At 48.0% G+C, this 23,063-nt stretch carries 21 protein-coding genes and 2 tRNA genes; 6 read left to right on the top strand and 17 right to left on the bottom strand.

Going from position 1 to position 23,063, the window contains the following annotated elements; genetic code table 11:
• Nucleotides 1-135 precede the first annotated feature (135 nt).
• Nucleotides 136-1,485, top strand: coding sequence for an MFS transporter (locus tag JR338_03620; protein QRN83850.1), 1,350 nt, complete (start codon nt 136-138; stop codon nt 1,483-1,485).
• A 69-nt stretch (nt 1,486-1,554) separates the two neighbouring features.
• Here the strand turns inward: JR338_03620 and JR338_03615 are convergent.
• A tRNA-Asp gene (locus JR338_03615) sits at nt 1,555-1,628 on the bottom strand.
• Between the two features lie 98 nt (nt 1,629-1,726).
• Here JR338_03615 and JR338_03610 point away from each other — a divergent pair.
• Complete coding sequence (locus JR338_03610) at nt 1,727-3,280, top strand: NAD(P)H-hydrate dehydratase (GenBank protein ID QRN83849.1); 1,554 nt, start codon at nt 1,727-1,729, stop codon at nt 3,278-3,280.
• A 36-nt stretch (nt 3,281-3,316) separates the two neighbouring features.
• On the opposite strand, the gene JR338_03605 is transcribed toward JR338_03610, so the two are convergent.
• From JR338_03605 to JR338_03595, 3 genes are all read right to left on the bottom strand, one after another.
• The gene (locus JR338_03605; protein QRN83848.1) at nt 3,317-3,661 is read right to left on the bottom strand and encodes a YtxH domain-containing protein; all 345 of its coding nucleotides are present in this window, start codon (nt 3,659-3,661) and stop codon (nt 3,317-3,319) included.
• Nucleotides 3,662-3,724: 63 nt separating this feature from the next.
• A complete protein-coding gene (locus JR338_03600; GenBank protein ID QRN83847.1) occupies nt 3,725-4,183 on the bottom strand; it encodes a hypothetical protein in 459 nt (152 codons plus the stop codon).
• Nucleotides 4,184-4,249: 66 nt separating this feature from the next.
• Entirely contained in the window at nt 4,250-5,023 is a 774-nt protein-coding gene (locus JR338_03595; protein QRN83846.1) for a segregation/condensation protein A, read from the bottom strand.
• A gap of 193 nt (nt 5,024-5,216) precedes the next feature.
• Between JR338_03595 and rnc the strand changes: the two genes are divergently transcribed.
• Nucleotides 5,217-5,933, top strand: coding sequence for a ribonuclease III (rnc, locus tag JR338_03590; protein QRN84346.1), 717 nt, complete (start codon nt 5,217-5,219; stop codon nt 5,931-5,933).
• Between the two features lie 4 nt (nt 5,934-5,937).
• Nucleotides 5,938-9,549: a chromosome segregation protein SMC gene (gene smc / locus JR338_03585; protein ID QRN83845.1), complete on the top strand. Its 3,612-nt coding sequence runs from the start codon at nt 5,938-5,940 to the stop codon at nt 9,547-9,549.
• A gap of 71 nt (nt 9,550-9,620) precedes the next feature.
• Here the strand turns inward: smc and JR338_03580 are convergent, their stop codons facing one another.
• The 10 genes from JR338_03580 to JR338_03535 form a co-directional block, all read right to left on the bottom strand.
• The gene (locus tag JR338_03580; GenBank protein QRN83844.1) at nt 9,621-10,994 is read right to left on the bottom strand and encodes a peptidylprolyl isomerase; all 1,374 of its coding nucleotides are present in this window, start codon (nt 10,992-10,994) and stop codon (nt 9,621-9,623) included.
• A gap of 40 nt (nt 10,995-11,034) precedes the next feature.
• Nucleotides 11,035-11,277: a 30S ribosomal protein S18 gene (locus JR338_03575; GenBank protein QRN83843.1), complete on the bottom strand. Its 243-nt coding sequence runs from the start codon at nt 11,275-11,277 to the stop codon at nt 11,035-11,037.
• A 26-nt stretch (nt 11,278-11,303) separates the two neighbouring features.
• Nucleotides 11,304-11,687, bottom strand: coding sequence for a single-stranded DNA-binding protein (gene ssb / locus JR338_03570; protein QRN83842.1), 384 nt, complete (start codon nt 11,685-11,687; stop codon nt 11,304-11,306).
• 30 nt (nt 11,688-11,717) lie between these two features.
• Complete coding sequence (gene rpsF, locus JR338_03565; protein QRN83841.1) at nt 11,718-12,005, bottom strand: 30S ribosomal protein S6; 288 nt, start codon at nt 12,003-12,005, stop codon at nt 11,718-11,720.
• 181 nt (nt 12,006-12,186) lie between these two features.
• Nucleotides 12,187-12,558, bottom strand: a complete 372-nt coding sequence (locus tag JR338_03560; protein ID QRN83840.1) for a phage holin family protein — start codon at nt 12,556-12,558, stop codon at nt 12,187-12,189.
• 92 nt (nt 12,559-12,650) lie between these two features.
• Nucleotides 12,651-13,136, bottom strand: coding sequence for a DUF3795 domain-containing protein (locus tag JR338_03555; protein ID QRN83839.1), 486 nt, complete (start codon nt 13,134-13,136; stop codon nt 12,651-12,653).
• A gap of 133 nt (nt 13,137-13,269) precedes the next feature.
• Nucleotides 13,270-14,175, bottom strand: a complete 906-nt coding sequence (locus JR338_03550; GenBank protein QRN83838.1) for an AraC family transcriptional regulator — start codon at nt 14,173-14,175, stop codon at nt 13,270-13,272.
• 156 nt (nt 14,176-14,331) lie between these two features.
• A tRNA-Arg gene (locus JR338_03545) sits at nt 14,332-14,405 on the bottom strand.
• A 29-nt stretch (nt 14,406-14,434) separates the two neighbouring features.
• A complete protein-coding gene (locus JR338_03540) occupies nt 14,435-14,794 on the bottom strand; it encodes a hypothetical protein (GenBank protein QRN83837.1) in 360 nt (119 codons plus the stop codon).
• A gap of 84 nt (nt 14,795-14,878) precedes the next feature.
• A complete protein-coding gene (locus JR338_03535) occupies nt 14,879-16,462 on the bottom strand; it encodes a hypothetical protein (protein QRN83836.1) in 1,584 nt (527 codons plus the stop codon).
• A gap of 213 nt (nt 16,463-16,675) precedes the next feature.
• Here JR338_03535 and JR338_03530 point away from each other — a divergent pair, with 213 nt between their 5' ends.
• Both JR338_03530 and trxA read left to right on the top strand, forming a co-directional pair.
• Nucleotides 16,676-17,038, top strand: a complete 363-nt coding sequence (locus JR338_03530) for a diacylglycerol kinase family protein (GenBank protein QRN84345.1) — start codon at nt 16,676-16,678, stop codon at nt 17,036-17,038.
• 117 nt (nt 17,039-17,155) lie between these two features.
• Entirely contained in the window at nt 17,156-17,509 is a 354-nt protein-coding gene (gene trxA / locus JR338_03525; protein ID QRN84344.1) for a thioredoxin, read from the top strand.
• Between the two features lie 66 nt (nt 17,510-17,575).
• On the opposite strand, the gene murA is transcribed toward trxA, so the two are convergent.
• The 3 genes from murA to JR338_03510 all read right to left on the bottom strand — a co-directional run bounded on the left by murA (nt 17,576) and on the right by JR338_03510 (nt 23,050).
• The gene (gene murA, locus JR338_03520; protein ID QRN83835.1) at nt 17,576-18,859 is read right to left on the bottom strand and encodes a UDP-N-acetylglucosamine 1-carboxyvinyltransferase; all 1,284 of its coding nucleotides are present in this window, start codon (nt 18,857-18,859) and stop codon (nt 17,576-17,578) included.
• Nucleotides 18,860-18,970: 111 nt separating this feature from the next.
• A complete protein-coding gene (pckA, locus tag JR338_03515) occupies nt 18,971-20,545 on the bottom strand; it encodes a phosphoenolpyruvate carboxykinase (ATP) (GenBank protein QRN83834.1) in 1,575 nt (524 codons plus the stop codon).
• A gap of 57 nt (nt 20,546-20,602) precedes the next feature.
• Nucleotides 20,603-23,050: a hypothetical protein gene (locus JR338_03510; GenBank protein ID QRN83833.1), complete on the bottom strand. Its 2,448-nt coding sequence runs from the start codon at nt 23,048-23,050 to the stop codon at nt 20,603-20,605.
• Between the last annotated feature and the right edge of the window lie 13 nt (nt 23,051-23,063).

Raw genomic sequence — 23,063 nt, 5'->3', positions numbered from 1 at the left:
CTGATGATGAGGATTTTTCTATTTATTTTCATTTTATCAAATATGAAACTTAGCTGCGTAATAACTGGAGCCTGACATCTTCTTTCAGGTTATAATTTTGCAATATTGGATCACAGACCGGATCAAGGAGAGATCATGGAAACTAATGCAGAAACAATTGCAGTCAGCCCGGAAAAGAAGAAAGAACGCGCTCGAACACTGCTAGCGCTATCCTTCGGCTATTTCATCGATCAGGGAGAAGGACAAGCCATGTCCGTTCTCTTCCCGACCTTACAGAAGCTCTGGGGCCTTTCATACGGCAACCTGGGGTTGATCAGCACCATCCGTAACTTGCTTCAGGCCCTCTCAGCACCATTTTGGGGCTTTATCTCAGATAAGATGTCCCGTAAGATGGTCATCCTCTTTGGAACCGGCATTTGGGGCCTGTGGACGGCTGCTGTGGGGCTCACCAATAACTTTGGGCAATTACTAGTCATTCGTGCTATCTCCGGAATTGGGTTGGGATGTCTAATGCCGGCCACGTTCTCGATCATGTCCGACACTTTCCCGCCGAAGGATCGGGGGAAGGCTTTAGGCATGTTGGAAGCTACCGGCATTTTTGGCATTATTGTAGCAACCATTGGCCTGGGGTTCCTGGCCTCACCCGAGCTTTGGCGATACGGCTACTTCCTGTTGGGTGGATTTAGTGTCATCTCTGGCATTGTGGTGTGGTTCTTCGTGAAGGAACCTATCCGTGGCGAGGCTGAACCTGAGCTCACAGGAAAGATCACCGAGAAAGATGCTGCAAAATTTGGGATCAAATTTTCAGATCTCGGAAAAGTACTGAAAATCCCGACCATTTGGGTTGCGATTGCTCAAGGTCTGGCTGGTTCGATGCCTTGGGTGGTAATGGCTTCCTTTTTCATCACCTGGCTGGTCAATGAACGAGGTATTCCAGAGAGTCAGGCTACGATTGTCTTTGCCGGGATCGTCTTTGGCACTGTTTTCTCAAATATCATCGGCGGCTTTCTGGGAGACTGGGCGGATCGGCTCAGCCCGAAATACGGCCGTACGGTCGTCGGTCAGATATCGATTGTTTCAGGTATTCCGCTGACCTATATCCTCTTCACACGGACCGCTGACTGGCCGCTTTGGGCCATTATTGCCCTCAGTTTCTTCACCGCCCTGATGATCAGCTGGCCTGGCAAGGGCGCCAAGGAACCCATGATGCAAGGCGTCACTCCGCCAGAATTACGGGCCACAGCCTTCTCAATGACAACCTTCATCGAAAGTGGCTTTGCTGCTTTGGTGGGTGTGGTTGCTGGTAATTTGGGAGATAAGATCGGCCTGACAAAGGCGATGATCTGGACTATCCCTTTCCCCTGGATCATTTGCGCCATTGTTTTCAGCCTGTTCTATATCACATATCCAAAAGATTCAGCCAAACTTCGCCAATTGATGGCGGATAGGGCTGAGATGATCTCAAGTCAGAAGCTCTCTGAATAGAAATTTCAATTCAAGGCGACAATTGAGAGTTAAAAGCAAAAAGTGCGAGGGTTACCTCGCACTTTTTAGCGGGAGCGACGGGATTTGAACCCGCGGTCTCGGCCTTGACAGGGCCGCATGTTAAACCACTACACCACGCCCCCGAGCGACAGTTATATTATCACATCGAAACCTAAAAGTCAAGCAAAAAGCATGTTCCTTGTATAATTACTTTAGACATTTTAAGTAAAGGAATAAAGAAATGAAAATTGTCTCAATAGGTCAAATGAAGGCAATTGAAAAATCGGCAAACAAAACAGGAATAACTTACGAAACCATGATGGCGCACGCCGGCAACGGAGTCGCTGAATGGGTACTTGCGCATTTAGAACCCAAAATGGGTGTGATAGGTCTAGTCGGCTCGGGTAATAATGGCGGGGATACGCTGATTGCATTGACAAGGATTGCTGTAAAAGGATACCGGACCCAGGCTTTTCTGGTTCGGGCGCGTGATGAAGACCCATTGGTGACGGAATATATAAATGCGGGTGGGGTGGTAATTGACCTGACCATAGAATGCACCCTACAATACCTGGAAGCGGCAATTGGACCCGGCTCTATCCTGCTGGATGGCATGTTGGGGACAGGTTTTCATCTACCCATGAAGGGGTCTTTGCTGAGCCTGATGACACAAATTCACGACGCTATACAGCAACAGCCGGAAATAATGGTAATTGCTGTGGACTGCCCCTCAGGTGTTGATTGTGACAGTGGAGAGGCGACCGAACAGTGCCTAAAAGCGGATTACACCCTCACAATGGCAGCGGCAAAGCAGGGATTGTTGATTGAGCCTGCTAGCAGCCTTACCGGAGAGATCACCTTGGTGGATATCGGGATTGGTGATATCAGCCAATATATCGCTGATGACTGTCCCATACTGATGGATGAGGCGTTGGCTTTCAATCTGCTACCCAAGCGACCTGATACCGGTCATAAAGGGACCTTTGGCACCTGTTTGGTCGTGGCTGGCACACGTCAATACACCGGTGCAGCTTATCTTGCAGGAAAAGCAGCATATCTAGCTGGCTGCGGTCTGGTGAATGTTGCGACTGTGCCGGCGGTTCGGGAGAGCCTTGCAGGAAGGCTGATAGAGGCTGTCTGGACGATAATATTGGAGAATGAGGGCGGGTATGCGCCATCGGGCGTAAAAGGCCTTAGAAAGGCACTGGAGAGCTCAGATGCCTTAGCTCTGGGCCCGGGATGGGGATTGAAAGAAACTAATTTGGCCTTTTTGGAAGCGCTCCTGCCCATGATACCAACAGATCTGCCAGTTGTATTTGATGCGGATGGTCTGAAGCTGTTGGGCAGAATTGAAAAATGGTGGGAAAAAGTGCCGGCGCAAACAATCCTGACCCCACACCCTGGTGAGATGTCCGAAATCACAGGAAGGCCCATTGCAGAGATCCAGGCGAACCGTTGGAATAATGCTAAAAAATATGCGCAGGATTGGGGCGTGACACTTGTTCTGAAAGGCGCTCATACAGTGATTGCGCTGCCTGATGGTCAAATCTTCATTAGCCCGGTTAGCGATTCCGCCCTTGGAACGGCAGGGTCGGGTGATGTTCTGACGGGTATCCTTGGTGGCCTCTTAGCGCAGGGGGCGCAACCTAAAGAAGCTGCGCTTCTCGGCGTCTGGCTGCACGCCTTTGCTGGAATCCAGGCGCATCAACAATTAGGAGGAGCTGAGAGTGTGACGGCCTTGGATATTTTGGAAGCCATTCCATCAGCTTTTCTTAAAATAAAAAGGCCGGTCTGATAGCGACCAGCCCTTAGATTCATAGACTAGAAAGTGCTACTCAGCAGCTTTCTCTTTGGGTTTGATGGTTTCAGCAACCTTGGCCCGTCCTTCTTCAAGTGCCTTGCCGCCTTTGTCCTTCAATTCCGCAGCTTTTTCCTTGGCAAGTTCGGACCATTCTTCAGTTTTGTGCTTGGCTTCTTCCCAGGCCTTTTCTGCCTGAACACGAGCCTCTTCCACAGTTTCTGAAGCCTGATCACGTATTTCAATCGCTTTATCGCGGATTAATGCGCGGGTTTCCTCGCCGGATTGTGGGGCAAAGAGGAGAGAAACTGCAGCACCAGTCAGGCCGCCAACCACAAAACCAATTAAGAATGCACCAAAATCATTTTTTTCTGACATTTTATGCTCCTTTATGAACTTGTTGATCTCAATATTATTATGAACCAAAAAAATTATGTTTGATTAACGTTTGCGTAAACTAAATAGTTGCTTGATCATCGCCATCAACTGATTCATCTTGATCACCGGTTCGGTCAGATTATTTGACACAAACTGCGCCGTTCCTTTGAGGGTGTTCACCGTCTCGTTGGTTGAATCAATGATCGGTCGAATCTCGTTTTGAAGCAGGTTGATCAGTGTGGAGAGCTGAATGATGAGGATCACCAAAGCCACCCCGATGACCAGACCGACCAGTGCTGTGAAGATGATGACGATATCCCGGATACGCTCTGTCATGTCAGCATTATCAGGCTTAGCGAGAAAAATGGTGGCCAGAACAACCAACGCAACGATAATCACAAGCGCAATGATGCCGATAATCGTATTTTTTTTGCTTTCATCAGTTGTTGCTTCAGGTGAAACTGAACTCTCAGCAGGGAGGGATGGAATTTCTTCAATTACTACTTTTGATTCGTCTTCCATAGTTTTATTGGCTCAATCTTACTTGTGGATAAATTTTTAAACATCATTCCAATTAATTATAACGGTTTACTCATCCAATGCCAAGACGATCTCATTATCCTCAAAAGTTTTGTCTGTGGGGGAGATAGCGATATCCGCAAAAAGGTCTGATTGTTCAGCCACGGCATAACGTTGCTTCACCATTTCAAGGATAGCCAGGAAGAGTACGATGGCCTCAATTCTGTCGTAATGCTCTGGCAGCAAATTGCGATAGGAGAGAGAGGTTTGTTGTTGCAATTTCCCTAACAATTCCCGGATTTTATTCTTGATGGTCACCTTTGGGATGGCAACAACTGAGGTAATCGGTGCTGCTTCCTCTTGGAACTGGTAGAGCGCCTCCAGCATAGCGACCAAATTATCAACAGTGACACCATTTAGGTCCAGTTCTTCATCAATGATGGGAGGGGGTGCTAAGCGGATATAGGATTGTAATCCTTCTTCTTCTCGGTTGTGCAGCCATTTAGAGGTCGCTTTGACCGCACGGTAGATCTTGAGCTGACGAGCGAGACTTTCCGCTGGGTCTTCTTCGCCCTCCTCACGCTCAGGCGGCCGCGGCAACAAGGCCTCGGACTTGATCTGGACTAGTTTCGCTGCAATAACCAGGAAACCCGAGACTTCCACCGCAGAATTCTGTTGTAGATCCGAAAGGTGAGCCAAGAACTGATCGGTCACGGCAGCCAGGGCCAGGCGGGTGATATCCAGTTCGGATTTGACGATTAAATCTAAAAGGAGGTCTAATGGACCTTCATAGACCTCAGTACTGACTTTGTAATCTGATCCTGCAGTATGGATAATGGACATAAATATTTACCTGGTTCCCATTATACCCTGAGAGCGGAGAATATCCCTCAAGATATGAAAATGATTTTACGATTTTAATGTTTTAGGTTACAATCTTAAACAAAACACAAGTTCAATAGTCGAACTGTTGATGCGCAAGCCATTTCATGAGATGGCTGGCGCATCGGTGGTTCTGGATAAGGATTATAGATATATGACTGATGTCTTTACGTCCGAAGCGCCGGAACATTTATCGAAACGCCTCAACCTTCCCTTCAAAGACTATTTCCTTTTATCCAGAGCACTCACCCATCGTTCTTACCTCAATGAAAATAAAGACGCCATTGAGGATAATGAACGGTTAGAGTTTCTGGGTGATGCTGTACTGGATTTCATAGTGGCAGATTGGCTCTATAACCATTTCCCTGAAAAGCCCGAAGGCGACCTGACTCGCTTGCGGGCCGCCCTGGTATATACCGATCAATTGGCTGAATTCGCCAAGATGATCGATTTAGGTTCAGCTCTAAAATTGGGGCATGGTGAGATTCAGGCAGGGGGTCGAGAGCGCAACACTTTGCTTTGTGATGCATTTGAGGCTCTGGTTGGAGCCCTTTATTTGCAGGGTGGGATCAAATCTGTGAATGGATTTATGTTCCCTTTATTAGAAGATGTGGTTGACGATATCTTCCAAAACCACATGGATGATGATACGAAAAGCCGCTTCCAGGAATGGGCGCAAGGCAATGGTCATTCCTCGCCGCGTTATGTCCTGTTGGATGAAAAGGGTCCTGACCACGCCAAACTCTTCGAAATGGAAGTTCGAATAGGCAAGAAACCTTATGGCCGGGGAACCGGAACCAGCAAACAATCCGCAGAAAAAGCCGCCGCCAAAGAAGCTCTAATCAAGCTGGGGATGTTGGAGCGACGATAAATTTATGATCAGAAGGCTCAATTCCCTGGAATTACAGGGTTTCAAGACATTTGCAACGAGTACCCGTTTAGCGTTCCCGGGGCAGATTACGGCTATTGTCGGCCCGAACGGCTCCGGAAAGTCGAATATCGCCGATTCTATCCGCTGGGCATTGGGCGAACAATCCTATTCCCTCCTGCGAGCCAAGAAAACAGAAGATATGATCTTCTCTGGTTCACAACATAAGCCGAGGGCTGGGATGGCGGCTGTCACCATCAATTTCAATAACGAAGATGGCTGGCTGCCCATTGATTACGCTGAAGTTTCGCTTTCACGGCGAGCCTATCGAGATGGGCAGAATGAATACTTGCTGAATGGACAAAAAGTCCGGCTAAAGGATATCAGCGAGCTACTGGCCCAGACCGGCCTGGCGGAGATGTCCTATACGATCATCGGGCAGGGCCTGGTTGATGTGGCTCTGGCATTGAAGCCTGATGAACGCCGGAAGCTCTTTGAAGAAGCGGCCGGGATTGGCCTCTATCAATCCAGAAAAGCTGAAGCCCTGAAAAGGCTTGAGAACACCCGCAAGAACCTGGATCGGGTGCTGGATATTATGACGGAAATTAAACCCCGTCTGCGCAGCCTGGAACGCCAATCGGCGAGGTTCGCAGAGTATCAAAGTCTGCGAGCTGATCTGCAGTTGCTGCTGCGAGAATGGTATGGCTTCCACTGGCACCAGAAGCAGGATGACTTGCGAAACGCCCGCACGGCATATAAGAACCATGAACAACAGCTCAGCGCCATGCGGCGGCAACATGCCGAACTCAGCCATCAGGTTGAGGAGTCCCGCAACACACTGCAGGAAAAGCGGCACGCCCTGGAACTGGCGCATAAAACGCTGTCTGAATTACATCGCGATTTTGAAAAATCCTCCCGAGAACTAGCTATCTTGGAAGAACGGCGCCGATCCTATAAACAGCAGCAGCAGGATATCGAGATCGATCTGGCGAACGTTGAAGAAGCACTGACCGGCCTGGAAACCCAGGAACTTGGTTTCTCGGAAGAGATTGAACAACGGACCGCTGAATATAACGCCGCCCTGGATGAAGTTAACCAGGTCGAAACGAAACTGGCAGAAGTCAAACGCCAGAAGGAAAACGAAGAAGCGCTGCTTTCCGAAACCCGTAAGAAACGAATCAGACTCGAAACTGAAAATCTGCAGTTGAAAGCCCGGCTGGAAGAGCTGAATAACCGCCTTCAGTCTCAGGCGCTTGAACGGGATAAGGCTGAGGCGTCTTTAGCTGCGCTCAAAGAAGAAAGCGTGGCTTTGAAGGGCAAGACGGAAGAAGCTGATAAAGCCTATCAAGCCGCTGAGAAGAACCTTGAAAAACAAAATGAAAGCCTGAAAGCGAAACGGGCTTTATTAGACCAACTGGAAGTCCAACGCCAATCTGAGACGGATAAACAGGCTTCGCTAAATGCCACCAAGGCAAAGTTGAAGGCTCAATTTGATGTCCTCCAACAGGCTGAAGCTGCATTGAGTGGCTATTCCGAAGGTTCTAAGGCCCTTTTGGAGGATTCCCGCAAGGGCCATTTACCCAAAGGAATTGAGCCTCTCTCACAGCATTTGGTTGTGGATGAGAAATACGAAAAAGCGCTCAGCGCAGCCTTGGGTGAGCTGGCCGACCTGTTGGTGGTTCCATCCGAAGCCAGGGATATGGTCATTGCCTATCTGGAATCCAAAGAACAAGATCGGGTAGCTCTGGTCGCTGAATCCACTTCGGACAAGTCCTCCGTTTCAAAATCCATCCTTTCATCCAAGGGTGTGATTGGCCTGGCTAGTGATCTTGTACAGGTGGATGAACGGTTTGCATCAATTTCAAAGGCCATTCTCTCGCAGGTGGTCATTGTGGAAGATCAAAAAACAGCCCAGGCGCTGTTACCGGAGCTTAAGAACGGCCAAAAGGTCGTGACATTGAATGGATTAGTTTTCCACACCAATGGAATTATCACCTCTGGCCAGGGGGCTTCCGCCAAGCGGATTGGACGAACCCGGCAAAAGGGTGAACTTGAAGCGGAAATCCACTCCATTGAAAACAAAATCCAGCAGCAGGATAGTGGCCTGACGAAACTGAACGCTGAGTTGGAGAAAAACCGTCAGCAATACCAGGCCTTTACGCAATCCGTTGAACAAGCTGATCGTGAACAAAAAGAGGCATATCGGGCCAGACAGAAACTCCTGGACGAATACTCGCGTTTTGAAGAGCAGATCAACTGGCACACAGATCGTTTGGAAGCATTGGATGGCAGTGAAACCAATATCCGAGCCCAGATTGAACAGCATCAGCAAAAATGCGAAGATCTGGAGATTCAGGCCGCAGAATTGATGGCCACGGAAGAGATCTATCAGGAAAATGTCAACGCCGTGCCGGTTTTTGACGTTCAACAGGAACTCAACCAGTGGCAAACGCACCAAATCGTGGCTAAAAACGCCCTGGGTGCGGCCCGTCAACGAGCACAGGACCATAAAGGACGCCTGGACGATGCCAAAGAGCGCTTATCGCTTTATCGTGAACGGATTGGGATGATCCAATCCGGGTTGAAAGATATCCAGGATCAGGAAGTCCTACTCAAAGCGGATATTGATCAGGTTTCCACGAACATCGCTGAGATCGAAAAGACTCAAATTGATCCGCTGACCCAGTCACAAAATGAGGTTGAGAAATCCGTTCTCGACCTTCAGCGGTTGGAAGATCAATCTCACAAAAAGGTGATCATAGCCGAACGACAATACACCCAGTTACAGCTTGAACTCGATCGGCGCAATGACCAGCTTGAAAACCTGGTCCAGAAAATTGAAGACGATTTCGGTCTGGTTGCCTATGACTATGAAAAACGGATGGATGGGCCCAATCCCTTACCATTCGATGACGGTACGATTGAAAACCTGCCCGTTGTCAAAGAAATTCCACCGAATTTGGAAAATGACATCAAACAGCTCAAAGCACAGATTCGTAGGATAGGCGCGATCAATCCGGAAGCTCAGCAGGAATATCTGGAAGTCAAAGAACGCCATGAGTTCATGACGCAGCAGATTTCTGATCTTGAAGCTGCCAGTGAAGATCTGCGCCAGGTAATTGAAGAGCTGGACACATTGATGGAGCGTGATTTCATCAGCACATTCAAGGCTGTCAATGTGGAATTTTCGGATTATTTCACCCGTCTGTTCAACGGCGGTGAAGCAAAGCTGGTTTTTTCTGATGAAGAAAACCCAGTCGAGGGTGGTGTGGATATTGAGGCCCGGCTTCCTGGCAGGCGTCAGCAGGTGTTAGCGCTTCTCTCTGGTGGTGAACGTAGTCTGACAGCTGTAGCGCTGATCTTCGCACTGCTGAAGGTCTCACCAACGCCGTTCTGCATCCTCGATGAGGTTGATGCCATGTTGGACGAATCCAATGTTGGGCGCTTCATTGACCTGCTGAGAGACCTCTCGCAGAAAACCCAGTTTGTGATCATCACCCATAACCGTAACACGGTGCAGGCAGCGGATGTGATCTATGGCGTAACCATGGGCCGCGAATCCACCAGCCAGATGATCAGCCTCAAGCTGGAAGAGGTGGATGAAGCTTACTTAAAGTAAACCAATCAAATTAATTAAAAAAAAGAAGCGCTTATTAGCGCTTCTTTTTTAGTTCTTGTTTATTGTCTACTCTAGTAGTTGCCCAACATAATGGCGCTCATCAAAGAAGTGGACATCGCAGGTGTCGTGGGGACATATTCAGTCCAGTCATCGAAAATCTCGATGTCATCGCGGCCATCACGCACTTCAGCCAACCACTCATTATAGACTTTGTCTTTTTTATTCTGGAAGTCGGCGGTGGACATTTGAGCTTCACGTCGTCCAACGAATTGAATGATGTGCCAGCCGAAATCAGTCTGAACAGGTTCGCTGATCTGGCCGGGGGTGTCCAGCGCAAAAGCTGCATCGGAGAAGGCTTGAACCATATCTGTGGTATTGAACCAACCCAAGTCGCCGCCGTTATCCTTATTGGATGTATCCGTAGAATATTCAGCAGCCAATTCTGTCCAATCACCACCTTCATTCAGAAGGTTGATGATGTTCTGAGCTTCTTCTTCAGTGGCAACCAAAATGTGACGAGCCCAAACTTGTTCTTCAACTGGAACGACATCAGCAGTGATTTCTTCTTCCAGTTTATCACTCAACAAGCTGACCTCGAACATGGATCGCAACTGTTCAAGTGTAAAGTCATAATCCTTAAATTGATCGGAGAAATCCTTGACATTTTGAGCATAGATCTCAGTTGAGTAGGTCGTGGGCGTGGGGGTGATGGACGGGACCAATGTGGCTGTAGCTTCCGCCTCAGTTGCTTCGCCCGTCGTCTCATCAGAAACAGCCGTTTCTTCGGTTGCGATCACTTCTTCGGTGGCAGCTTCAGTCTCCTCAGGGGCGTCTGTTGGCTCCTGAGTTTCCGTTGGCGTACTTGTGGGAGGAACCAAAGCCACCTCCGTCTTGGAGTAGGTGGGGGTAGGTTGAACCGTAGCGGTCATCGCAGGTGTTGGCGTGCCGTCGGGATAGTAACCAAATGAGCTCTGCAATGCTGCATCGATCTCTTCATCAGTCACTGTGATACCACGGGCAGCCGCTTCCTCACGAATAATGACTTCATAGATCAAGTCGTCCAAGACCTGACTGCCAACCGTTTCGCTGTCTTGCAGTTGATAGGCGTAGCTCTGGGCGTAATTCAGGAATGATTTGCCCAGTTCAGCACCATAAATTTGGTAATACTGATAATAAGTGTATGCCTGATCAATCAACTGAACCCTCGTATACTTCACACGAGATTCAAATTCACCAGCATTAATGACCTGGTCACCAACCTTGGCAACAGGATGATTTGGTCGGATGATTTTGCTTTGGATCAGACCATATGCGATCAGACCAACCACAGCTACTGCGATAACGATCGTGATGATGATGATAGTCTTGGTCTGCCGTTCTTCCCGCTGTTTCCGTGCCAGGTGTTTCTTCGTAAGTGTTTTATTGCTCTGTTTTTCATTTGCCATTGGTTTCGACCTATCTACTTAATGGGCTGGGACAAACAGTCTAGTTGCTTGAGAAGGGCAATAAGGCAATGTGGCGAGCGTTCTTGATGGCCTTGGCAACAGCACGTTGATGTTTGGCACAGGCGCCAGTCTGGCGTCGGGGGCGAATTTTGCCAGTGTCGTCAATATAGCGACGAAGAAGATCTGTATTCTTATAGTTGATCACAAGATCTTTGTCGTTGCAAAATTGGCAAACTTTAGAACGCGAGAAGTACCGATTTCCTCGACCTCTATAATTACTCATTTTGAACTCCTGTTTCTTTCAGAAGGTTAGAAGGGAAAATCCTCGAACTCTTCTGTTTCATTTTGATTGTTTCTATCCTTGCTATCCATCATCAAAATATCACGGGCAATGATTTCTACCGATTTTTGTTGGTTTCCATTGCTGTCAACCCACTCACGGATCTGTAATCGACCCTCGATATAAACCATACTGCCTTTGGATAGAAATTGCTTGGATATCTCTGCTAAATCTCCCCAAGCGACTACGTTGAACCAATCGGTCTCTGTATGCCGCTCTCCGTCTTTCGATTTCCAGGACCGGTTGCAGGCAACTGAGAAACTGGAAACCGACTTGCCGGAGGGAGTGAACCGCATCTCGGGATCTCTCCCAAGATAACCAATGATCATGACCTTATTTAAACAACGGGCCATGAAGGCCTCACTTTCTTATCCCAAGAACGATTACTCGTCCTTTTTGACAATAATGTGCCGGATGATCGGTTCAATATATTTCAATGTCTGGGTAAGTTGAGCGCCGTAATCGGGTTCCATCTCAACTTCCATGTATACATAGTATCCATCCCGGAAGTTCTGGATTTCATAAGCAAGGGACTTGGTACCCCAAATATCAGTCTTGAGGACCTTGCCGCCATTGTCTGTGATGAGGCCATTCACGCGTTCAACAATACCTTGCGTGGTTTCCTCGTCCAGATCAGGTTGGACGATGTAAATTAATTCATACTGTCGCATTTGGATTCTCCTTTCCTCGGGTTTGCTGCTCTTGGCTATCGTGGATAGTTGGGCAGTGGAAAGAAACCTATTAAATTTTTGGCTTCTTTGCTGTATTGCTCAAATCTCGAACAACACAGCAAAGAAGTATACCTGAAAGGCTACGCCTTGGCAAGCATTATTTCATTGATGGAGATGAGAATTAATCGTCCTTATCATCAATCAGAATAGCAGACAGGACAACGGAGACGACACTGACAACGATGGAGCCAAGCAGGGCGGCCGGGAAGCCTGAGACGTAAAATCCTACATTGAGCCAATTCTGAGCGATCCAGGAGGCCAACATGAAGGTGGCAGCGTTGATCACAAAGACAAAGAGACCAAGGGTGAGGATGATGACGCCACAGGACAACATCTTCAGAATTGGCCGGACGAGTGCATTGACCAGGCCCAGGATCAGTGCCATGATAGTGAAGGCAACCCAGGCAGTGCCATCTACCGAGATGCCTGGCACGATCAACACGGCGACATACAGTGAAACTGCAGTTATTAACCAGCGCATTATGAGTTTCATAATTTAATTCCTTTCATTATTTTTATTTTTCTACTTGTATTATACCGAAAAAGCCCAAAGTCAAAGAATTGAGGGCAGCGCGATCACTTAAATTATAATTCTTCTCCCCAGCGAAATTGTTTTTTGTGAATAAGAACCTCAAGATCACAGGTCAAACAGAGCCCATTATGACAACATATCAGACTGGCGTTGCATTTTTCACAAGTCCATTTCATGGCCTCATTCATCAAAAAGGCTGACAGGCCATTTTCCCGGATATGTGTCAGGTTTTCAATCATGCTGAGGTGATATTTGGTTCGATAGCGTTTATCCAGAGTTTTTAGTCGTTTGCAGGGAAAATCAGGGCATTCGAAACAAAAGCGAACCCTGCCATCTCGAAGTAATTCACAATTATCACCCATATGCAGGCAGTTCTTTCCGCGCGGCAGGCACCCCGGGCAGTACTTCCTGTGGAAACCAAATTGATTAATGTCATGCTGCTGGAATTGATAGGCAACACATAAAGCGCAATTCATCCCACAAGGCGCAATTAGGTCTCCTCGTAAATTTTCTTCGTTTGACGAAAGAGTCGTCTGCATCAAATCACCTCCAATCCCATTGGAACACAATATTATGACAAACCGCGTCATGTTTTTGGTGTCACTTTAATTCTAATTGGAAATAAAAAAACCACCGGGTCATAAACTCGATGGTTTTTCTTGGTTTTTTTTACTAACCCAATTTTTCTAACTCTTTGACCGGCAAACCTTCGATATATCCTCTTTCACCGATGGGTGAAAGCTGGAATCGAGGGCCATCCTCAGGCGCCCATTCCCAGCCGAAATGCTTCGGATTGTAACGCTTGATCGCGTCCCAGGTGGCACCGATGGCATCTTCGAATTTTTCATCTTCAAAAGGTTCGCTTTGAAAGACCATGTACTTGCACGCCGGCAAGTCAATGATCTCGAAGCCTTCAGGAATTACGCCGGTGAAATCGACCGGTACTTCAACGCCCTGGCAATACTCCGAAGTGCCTGGCTTGCGGAACTTCTCTGGCAGCCAAACACCGATCGATTCGTTCATTGCCCCCTGGATGCTTTCCAGAATGCCCCAGATATCGCAGCCGACCTCCTCACAATAGGCAAAGTAGTCTTTTGCCTTAAAACCCCTTTTCAAAATGAGTTTGCGCTTTGGCCGCTCGATCACCTGGGTAAAAATTACTAAGTTTTCCATTTTTTCACTGCTCCTCTCAAGAAACTGATAGTAGTGGCGGATGGGATAATAGGTGAACTGGTTTATGGGCGGCGTCTGCTGGCGATATTTCTGGGGTGAGATCGCGAAGGTGCGTGAGAAAGCTTTAGTAAAGCCTTCGTGGGAACCAAACGCAGATTCCAAAGCGATGTCAAGCACGCTTTTGTTAGTCTCCCGCAGTTTACGGGCGGCTTCCGTCAGCCGGACCCAGCGCAGGTACTCAAAAGGTGTCTTTCCGATCAACTCGGAGAAAGCTCGCAGCGCGTGCCAGGGGGAATATAGGGCAGCTTTTGCCAAATCCTGCAGAGTAATTTCCTCCTGGTAATGCGCCAGGATATACTCTTGCATTCTTTGAACTGCTTCAATTTTCTCCCAATTGTTTTCCATAACGTTCACCTTGAAAGATAGTACAACATCCGCATACTCCAGTTCTTGACCGGGATTGCGCAAATCCACCCTGGAGTGATTTGACCGGTTAAACGAAAACGAACCCTTCATGAACAGTGTACATCTGCTTTGAATGGTTCGATTTAGACTTCTCAGCGCCCCTGACAGGACTCGAACCTGCAACCATTGGATTAGAAGTCCAGTGCTCTGTCCAATTGAGCTACAGGGGCAAAATCTGAATGGGAATTATATCACGGCATCAATTGCTTACAGGTCTAATACCCTTGTATACTCTTATGCCGGAAAAGGTCTTGAGGATGGTTTCAGGTGGGCGATCCAATATCTCACCCAGCTGTTTGATCGTGAGAGGTTTGTTGCCTTTTGAAAGGAATACACGGAACACTGAATCAACCAAAGCCATTTTCTCCGTCAGGAAACTCTCCTGCTGGGCGCAGTGGGAAATCAGGACATGCTGTAGGCCATCAACCTGGGTAACTTCTGCGGTTTCGGGGTCCACCCAATCAATCAATTCATCATTGTTAAGGTTTTCAAAAACCTTCTGGTGTTCTTCGCAGAGAAAACTACGGAGATACACGCGCCAATCACGATCATGATTCATCCACCAATCAAAATCAATTTTAAAAGGGGTTTCTATAGTGGGCTTTACGAGGCTGCTTCGGTTTGAACCCATGCTTTCCTTTCCTTATGATCCGTCACTAAGCCGGTAATAGAGATCACCAACAGGGGCGAATTCGGGCGATGAGGCCAGGAGGCTGAAAACCGCTCCCGGTGGACATCGATAAATACAATTCATAGCGGCATACAGTTCCACAGCGTGCACCTGACCCTGAGGATTGAGCTTTGCCAATTCCTGCATCGTTTCGAGCATGACCTTCTTCATCGGTTTTTGATTGGTTGACCGCTTCTTCCAAAGTTCATCCAAGACTTCAGTTGAGGGAATGGCAATAGCCATGCGTTCATTGAAATTGGCTGTGATGGTTTGTTTGAGCATCGCAAAGACGATCCCACCATCGGTACCAATCAACAACGTGCGCATCCATTCCCGATTCGAGCGTTTCTTCTCAGGTTTAATCAGAACTTCGCCGGGTTGTTTGCCGGGTTTGATATGAATAATGCTGCCAGGGATGAGTTCTTTGGAGTCATACCATTCTTGCAGCCCGTAGATGTAATTATTAGGGCGGACGACCCAGGCGGATATCTCTTCGTTTTCTTCATCAATCAAAGTGAATTTGACTCGAGGGGTATCAATGGCCGTGGGGAAGAAAGGCCGGGTGTAAGCCGTCAGGGGCAGGGTGCCCATCCGCCAGTGGGGAAAGTTTAATGTCACTGTGACTTCATTACCCTTATCCCGGCGCATATAATCCGGATCCGGCGTTGTCAATTCATCATCCAGCCGTTGTTCTGCGACCAGCATATCTTCAGTCAGGATCGACCGATCATAGTCAACAGGTGCATAGCTGAGCTGAACGGGCTTTTCACGGACAAAATCCGGCTCCAGCCGGTTCAGGAACCACTTGACGATGCCCCGAGGACCGACTTCATCAAAGCGAGGGTCTTCCTGCAAGGCATAGTTCATTGAAAACTGGACCAGCTCAGGTGGGTCATCTGTTTCGATGTCAATCTGTTTGAGCAGATCTTCAACGGGTAGGGGTCCGCCGCCATACATGTCTAAAACGGCCTCAGCGAGGTTGAGATGGCCGACATTAAATTCGATCAGCAGAGATCTGGGGAACCAATTACCACCAATACGGACCAAGTCCTTGTTTTCATCCAGCATCACATCGAGTTTTGCAGTGATTTCTTCACCAAAGGACTTGACAACAGCTTCGAGGTTTGTACCACTGGATTCCTCATCGGTATTCACAGGTTTATTGAGCTTGTGTTCAGCCAAATTGGATGCAAACTGCTTACTCCCGCCATCCTCCAGGGCCACAGTCAGGACGGCTAAGCCTTCCAATTCGGGATTATTACCCTCACGAACTGCAGTAACTTCTCCGCTGATCCATTCCATTGCAGGGAATTGGATTTTGTCTCCAACAGCATAGGTTTTCTCTGGCAAATAAATATCGCCACTTTTTTGCTGTTTTTCTTTCAGATGTTTCTTTTCAATGCGGATACGTTCTGCAATCAATGCCGATGCCAAATCGGATGATGGCAAAGGGGTTTCTTTTTCAAGAAGGAAGCTATATAGATATTCAATATCTTGTTGCTTGATTTCTAAAGTTTGCCAATAGGAATCACTCAACCCAATGTCAACAAATGCCATAAACCAGCCTCAAATTAGTCGATTGTACTAAATTATAACTTATCTGCGAATAAGGATTATACCTTAATGTGGATGATATAAGGAATGAGACAATATGAAAAATGTTAGGGGCTTGTTGGTATAATCAATCCTAATTCAGGTATACTATCGCATTTGACGTTATTGGAGGGTATACGTTTGAAATTTAAATTTACCCGTTCTCGTTTAAAAAGTATTAGCCATGCACTGGGCGGGTGGTGGTATGTGATTCGCACCCAACAAAACGCTTGGATTCATGCTTTGGCAACAGTCATGGTGGTCATCACCGGGATATGGCTGAAGGTGGAGACCCGCGATTGGGCCTTACTGGTCCTGGCAGTTGCAATGGTCTGGACGGCGGAATTCCTGAACACGGCCTTAGAGGTTGTCGTGGATCTGGCCAGCCCTGAACTTCACCCGTTGGCAAAAGTGGGGAAGGATGTCGGCGCGGCCAGTGTCTTGATTGCAGCATTGAGTTCTATCATCATCGGTATTCTTGTCATGGGACCAGCATTTTTCGAGAAGCTGAGGGGGTTATTCCCCTTGTTTGGCAAGTAATTTCCTTGACACAAGAAATATAATAAAAAAGGTCTAATAAATATATAAAACTCTTATAATTGCTAGGGATAATTATGTTATACTGCAATCATAAAGTTACTAAGGAGATATCGTATGATTAATGAACCAATCCATGTTACCGATGCTGCGTTTGAAAAGACCGTGTTGGAATCATCTTTACCCGTTATTGTTGATTTTTGGGCACCCTGGTGTGGCCCCTGCAAGATGGTTGCTCCCATCCTGGACAAAATCGCAACTGAATATGCCGGCAAGATCGTAGTTGCCAAAGTCAATACAGACGAAAATGCTGAATGGGCGATGAAATATGGCGTCCAGGGCATTCCAACCATGCTTATGGTCTACGAAGGCAAGATTGTCAATCGTCAGGTTGGCGCACTGCCAGAGCCCATGCTCCGTGAAATTGTCAATCAATTCATGGAAGTGGTCAAAGACCACCAGAGCGAGAATTAAGCAACATCATTTGATATTAAAAAAGCACTCTTTTCAGAGTGCTTTTTTGGTTAAAGAGTTTTTGGCCTAATCATCAATTCGGATGATGTCGGCCCCAAGTTTGGCCAGCTTCTGGTCCACTTCCTGATAGCCGCGATCGATCTGGCCGACATTGCGTAAAACGCTCTGACCATTTGCCGAAAGGGCTGCCAGCACTAATGACATGCCGGCTCGAATATCCGGGCTTTCAAGGTTTTCACCATTCAGTGGGGTGGGGCCTTGTACAATGCAACGGTGGGGGTCACAAAGGACAATCTGTGCACCCATGCTGACCAATTTATCGGTGAAATACATTCGGGAAGGATACATCCAGTCATGGAAAAGGATGCTGCCTTTGGATTGAGTCGCGATCACGATTGCGATGCTCATCAAATCGGTGGGGAAGGCAGGCCAGGGCATCACAGAGATTTCCGGAATGGCATTCCCCAAGTCAGGTTCAATCGTCAGCGCTTGATTGGCAGGAACGATGATATCATCCCCAACACATTCCCATTTGACACCGAGACGGTTCATCACAAGATGGATCATATCCAGGTGTTCAATGCCTGCATTCTTCACCCGGATGGTGCCGCCTGTGACAACCGCCGCGCCGATATAGCTGACCACTTCCAAATAATCCGGGCCAATGGTGAATTCTGCGCTATGTAAGCGGTCCACACCGGTGATATGCAGGGTGTTTGAGCCAATATTTTCAATATTAGCGCCCATTGCGTTCAGCAACTGGCAGAGCTCCTGAACATGAGGTTCGCTTGCCGCGTTACGCAAGACGCTTTCCCCTTTAGCCAGAACGCAGCCCATGATAGCGTTTTCGGTGCCAGTCACAGAGGCTTCATCCATCAGGATATCTGCCCCAATCAATTGTTTGGCTTTGAATTCGAAGTGATTGTTGGTATATTCCGTTTCAACGCCTAAGCCGGAGAATGCGAGCATGTGGGTATCTACCCGGCGGCGCCCAATCACATCACCACCCGGCGGAGGTAATAAAAATTCACCCACGCGGCTGATTAACGGACCGGCCAGAAGAATGGAGGCCCGAATCCGGCGGCAGATCATTGGATCCAGGTTCGCAGGTTTGATATCGCTGGCATCAAAGCGCAGTGTGGTCTTATCTAAGTAGTCAATTTTGACGTTGAGGCTTTCCAACAGCTTAACCATCGCCCTGACATCCAAAATATCAGGGACATTATGGAGAATAACTGGCTCATCCGTCAAAAGACAGGCCGCCATCAAGGGCAGCGCAGCATTCTTATTACCAGATGGCGTGATTTCTCCACTGAGGGGGATGCCCCCATTGATGATAAATTTTTCCATGCTTACTCCCTGCAAAGGATTGGTGATAATCGTGCGTAGAGGAAAGAAAAATTCTGCTTGAATTTCAAGAAGAAGTGTATCATACCCGCAGGATTAAATCAGCAGAAATCGTTAATAAGCCGTTACTCCTGCTTCCATTACCAGGCTCTCTCCATCAAACCTTTTGAAATTCTCTTCGAATTTTCGTTTGAGCTGATGGGAAACTTCGCTGAACTTCTCCTTATCTGCCCAGGTGCGTTCGGGATAGAGCAGTTCACTTGGCACGCCTGGGATTTCATCCGGCACCGATAAACCAAAGACAGAATCTTGATGGAAGCTGACTTCTGGATTAGACAGTGCCCAAGAGACCATCGAGCGGGTGTGGGGTAAGGGCATGCGGTAACCGCTGTGGAAGTCGCCCCCAGTCCAACCGGTATTGATCAGCCACACGCGACAGGCATGCTGGCGGACCTTCTCCTGCAGCATTTGGGCATAGAGGCTGGGTTTGAGAGGCAGGAAAGGTTCAGCGAAACAGGTTGAAAAGGTCGCTTTGGGCTGCTTACCCAAGCCGCGCTCGGTACCGGCGAGCTTGGAAGTGTATCCGGAGAGGAAATAGTAGGCAATTTCTTCCTCGTTCAGCAAGGCAATGGGTGGCAACACGCCAAAAGCATCGGCTGTCAGGAAGAAGATGTTGGAAGGATGACCGGAAATTCCTGTAAGAAGACTATTCTCAATTTTGGTCAGCGGATAGGCTGAACGAGTGTTTTCAGTGATCGTGCCATCATCGAAATCAGGTTGATGGGTTTTAGGATCAAGAACCACATTCTCAAGCACCGTTGCTGTGTCGTTAGTGGCCTTCCATATCATCGGCTCCAGCTCAGGGTTCAACCGTATCGTCTTAGCATAACAGCCACCTTCAAAATTAAATATGCCATTCTTGCCCCAGCCGTGCTCATCGTCGCCAATCAGCATCCGGTCCGGCGTGGCGGAGAGGGTGGTCTTACCGGTCCCGGAGAGACCAAAATAGAGGGCCACGTCGCCCTCTGGCCCAACATTAGCTGAACAGTGCATCGGCAGGACGTCTGCCTTGGGCAAAATGCCGTTCATCACAGTAAAAGCTGATTTCTTGATTTCACCGCCATACTTCGTTCCGGCAATCAGAATCACTTCTTTGTTCAGGTCAAGATAGACTGCTGCAGGAGATTGGGAATCCTGAAACTCCGGCGGAAGCTGGAAGCTGGAAGCTGCCAGGATGGTGATTTCCGGTGTTGTTTGGTGAGGAAGGCCAGCATTGATGAAAAGGTTTTCTGCGAGTAGGGCCTGCCAGGCATATTCTGTGACCAGACGGATTTTTTTCTGAAATTGGGGGTCAGCACCGATCCGACAATCAACTACATAGAGCTTTCGTCTGGAAAGATACTCCGTAATGGTCTGCTGAAGCTCTTCAAATTGGCTGGCATCAACGGGTTGATTGATGGGCCCCCACCAAATATCTCCCTGTTTGCCATCATTTAGCAGATATTTATCTTTGGGTGAACGTCCAGTATAGGGCGCAGTAATTACATTGAGCGCGCCTTCGGGGGTAAGTTCACCTTCGTGGTTTAGTAGAGCCTCCCTGACCAGAGTTTCCCGGTCGGGATTATATAAAACGGTCTCGTTGGGGTGAATAGATTTTGCATCAAGCCAATGGGTGAGTGCTTGATCCATGAAAAGGTTCCTCCTGAATACAGTGATGAGTAAGCAATAACTTTCGTATAGTTAATCTTACTCGGTTGAATGGAAGCCAGCAAACCAGTACCAGATCACGTCTCTGGCAGGTTTACCGGCGATGGATGAAGAGCCATCCATCATGGAAACAACTGGATTATAACCCCTGATAGAAACGCCGGAAACCCAATCCAGGTCGGCAACAATGGGGAGGATATTGTTATAGATTTGGACCTGTAAATCCAGGTCAACCGTTGACTGAGCAACTTCAATGGGCAGGAAAAGACCGTCATTTGAACAAGCGTCATCTACTACCAAACAGCCTAATAGGGTGTCAGCCGTTGAGGGATAACCCAAAGCCAGGATGATGGGGAGGCCTGTTTGGTCATAAATGGGATAGACTTGCTGGTCCATAACATTCCAAAAATCATAAGCTATGGCTTCGGAGTTGACTTGCCCATCCAATGAGAGGGGGGCATCAACAGTCACATAAATAGAATCGAAAAAATTGATAAATGATGGCAGTGGATCAGCAGAAACCTGAGCATTAGTAGCCCAGATCAAACGCCCTGGATATATTGTCCGAATCTGTTGGATTAGCGCTTCCCATTGAGTATCAATCGAATCAGGGGCATTCGTTGGCGTACCATCCAGGAAAGTTGCGCCAGAAAACGCCGGCAAAACAGCCTTGCCGCCCAATACAAGCTGTGCCACGCCATCATCGGCAGCGACCCTGGCATAATTTAGAATAAACGTACTGTAAGAATTGAACCAGTTCTGCCACCATTCCGCATCGTGATCCAGCGGGGACCAATAAGTCGCGAGTGACTCCGTGGGGCCCAACTGGGGAAACAGACTGACGGATAATCCGAAGGACTTCGCTGAGGATATCAAATCTTTGAGTTCGTAGTTGAAGGGCGTGTGACCTAGCTGAGGTTGTAAGGCTATATGGCCATCGGTGAGGAACCACTGGGGGGTGAATTGGACCGAGTTTGCGCCAATTTCCGCCAGCGTGCTGATGCCAATGGGGGCATAAGTCCGCCAGGAGGGGGCCATTTCAGGCGACAGTTCAATCTGAGTAAGATAATCAGGCGCTTTAACCGGTATGCGGGCCGCGATCACTTCGGTTGGCTCAGCGAAAGTCTGCCAATTTGCCCAATTTGTGATGGTGATTTCCGCTGTCTGGGCAGTTTCCGCAGGTTGAACGGTTGGAATAGAATCCAGATCTTCTGCATTAATCGTTTGGTCACAGCCTTCATTCCTGCAGAAACGGTATCCAATCGGAACAGATTGATCCAAAGGAGAAAATAAAATATAGAGATAATTGCCATTGCCCAAAGGCCAGAGCGGTATCGGGTTGGTCCAGACACCATTATTGAACTGGATGAAATTTTCATCACCAGTACTCGATTCGGCCGGGATGGAAACTTCAAATGTGATCGGTCCTGCTTCGGAGGAGCGCCACGAGTCGATGGTCAAATCAATAGTAACGTTCCGATCCGGGATGATAAGTTGATGTACAAGCCAGCTGCCACTGATCGAAGAGCGTTCCGCGTTCCAATAGCCATCACCGAGGGTGAACTTATAGCGCAAGTCCATGCCGGCATAGAGAGAAAGCGTGAGAACATAAGCGCCATTCTCCTGCTGAACCAACATTGGCAAGCGTTTGGGATCAATGCTCATTCCACCGGCCAGATTGGCGAAGGTGTTGCCTAATTGAACGCTGTTTCCCGCTATATAGATCGGGATACCCAGAGCATCATTGGGAGGGGTGACATGGAAAGTGATCTCCACGGGCTGCCGCTTAATCAAACTGATATTGATCGGTGTCACCTGGTCTGCAGCAATAACTGCGCCTTGCTGGAACGTCTGATACGCGCCGTCAATGGCATAAAAGACTATATTTTGAGTCCCCGTTGATAGGCCTTCTAAAGAAAAATGACCGTTGGCATCCGTAAAAGTCAATAAGCCAGCCGCACTGACAAGAATATCTGACAGGGGAGACCCGCTTTCAGCGGAAACGATCTGACCGGACAGTTGACCAGTGTTCAGTTCACCTGAAAGAGGCGTATCCAGCCACATTTGGACACTATCTGCTACTGAGGATTCTAATGCGACGTGAAATAGCCGGTAACGGACTTCGCCGCCGATCATGGTCGCTTCGGGTATTTCACTGGCACTGCCAATCCTGACATAGCGGTATTTCAAAACGGAGCCAGCAGGAAATGGCAGAGTGATGGAGTATTGCGTTTCAGATTTTGGGGAAAGGATATATTGTTGTAGGTTGTAGGGCAGTCCGGTCACTTCATCAAGGATCTGCAAAATAATGCCCTGACCTTCTGAGAGGGGGGTAGGAACGGTGACGTTGAATTGAATATTAACAGAGGGGGTTTGTAAGTCCTCTTCGCTAAGGCCATTTGAGGTGCTATTGTTAGTAGACGGGAGATTAATACCACAACTGCTCAGAACCAGCATCAGAACCGCAAGGCCTGATGCGATCCCCATCCATCGTTTTGTG

This window comes from Chloroflexota bacterium, from assembly GCA_016887485.1.
In the GTDB taxonomy this organism is placed as follows: Bacteria; Chloroflexota; Anaerolineae; order Anaerolineales; family Anaerolineaceae; genus Brevifilum.
This window is presented reverse-complemented; position numbering and strand designations above follow the sequence as displayed.

What these genes read in the sequence shown, in the direction of transcription:
- JR338_03620 (QRN83850.1), top strand. Translation starts at nt 136, where the DNA reads ATGGAAACTAATGCAGAAACAATTGCAGTCAGCCCGGAAAAGAAGAAA.
- JR338_03610 (QRN83849.1), top strand. Translation starts at nt 1,727, where the DNA reads ATGAAAATTGTCTCAATAGGTCAAATGAAGGCAATTGAAAAATCGGCA.
- JR338_03605 (QRN83848.1), bottom strand. Translation starts at nt 3,661, where the DNA reads ATGTCAGAAAAAAATGATTTTGGTGCATTCTTAATTGGTTTTGTGGTT.
- JR338_03600 (QRN83847.1), bottom strand. Translation starts at nt 4,183, where the DNA reads ATGGAAGACGAATCAAAAGTAGTAATTGAAGAAATTCCATCCCTCCCT.
- JR338_03595 (QRN83846.1), bottom strand. Translation starts at nt 5,023, where the DNA reads ATGTCCATTATCCATACTGCAGGATCAGATTACAAAGTCAGTACTGAG.
- rnc (QRN84346.1), top strand. Translation starts at nt 5,217, where the DNA reads ATGACTGATGTCTTTACGTCCGAAGCGCCGGAACATTTATCGAAACGC.
- smc (QRN83845.1), top strand. Translation starts at nt 5,938, where the DNA reads ATGATCAGAAGGCTCAATTCCCTGGAATTACAGGGTTTCAAGACATTT.
- JR338_03580 (QRN83844.1), bottom strand. Translation starts at nt 10,994, where the DNA reads ATGGCAAATGAAAAACAGAGCAATAAAACACTTACGAAGAAACACCTG.
- JR338_03575 (QRN83843.1), bottom strand. Translation starts at nt 11,277, where the DNA reads ATGAGTAATTATAGAGGTCGAGGAAATCGGTACTTCTCGCGTTCTAAA.
- ssb (QRN83842.1), bottom strand. Translation starts at nt 11,687, where the DNA reads ATGGCCCGTTGTTTAAATAAGGTCATGATCATTGGTTATCTTGGGAGA.
- rpsF (QRN83841.1), bottom strand. Translation starts at nt 12,005, where the DNA reads ATGCGACAGTATGAATTAATTTACATCGTCCAACCTGATCTGGACGAG.
- JR338_03560 (QRN83840.1), bottom strand. Translation starts at nt 12,558, where the DNA reads ATGAAACTCATAATGCGCTGGTTAATAACTGCAGTTTCACTGTATGTC.
- JR338_03555 (QRN83839.1), bottom strand. Translation starts at nt 13,136, where the DNA reads ATGCAGACGACTCTTTCGTCAAACGAAGAAAATTTACGAGGAGACCTA.
- JR338_03550 (QRN83838.1), bottom strand. Translation starts at nt 14,175, where the DNA reads ATGGAAAACAATTGGGAGAAAATTGAAGCAGTTCAAAGAATGCAAGAG.
- JR338_03540 (QRN83837.1), bottom strand. Translation starts at nt 14,794, where the DNA reads ATGAATCATGATCGTGATTGGCGCGTGTATCTCCGTAGTTTTCTCTGC.
- JR338_03535 (QRN83836.1), bottom strand. Translation starts at nt 16,462, where the DNA reads ATGGCATTTGTTGACATTGGGTTGAGTGATTCCTATTGGCAAACTTTA.
- murA (QRN83835.1), bottom strand. Translation starts at nt 18,859, where the DNA reads ATGGAAAAATTTATCATCAATGGGGGCATCCCCCTCAGTGGAGAAATC.
- pckA (QRN83834.1), bottom strand. Translation starts at nt 20,545, where the DNA reads ATGGATCAAGCACTCACCCATTGGCTTGATGCAAAATCTATTCACCCC.
- JR338_03510 (QRN83833.1), bottom strand. Translation starts at nt 23,050, where the DNA reads ATGGGGATCGCATCAGGCCTTGCGGTTCTGATGCTGGTTCTGAGCAGT.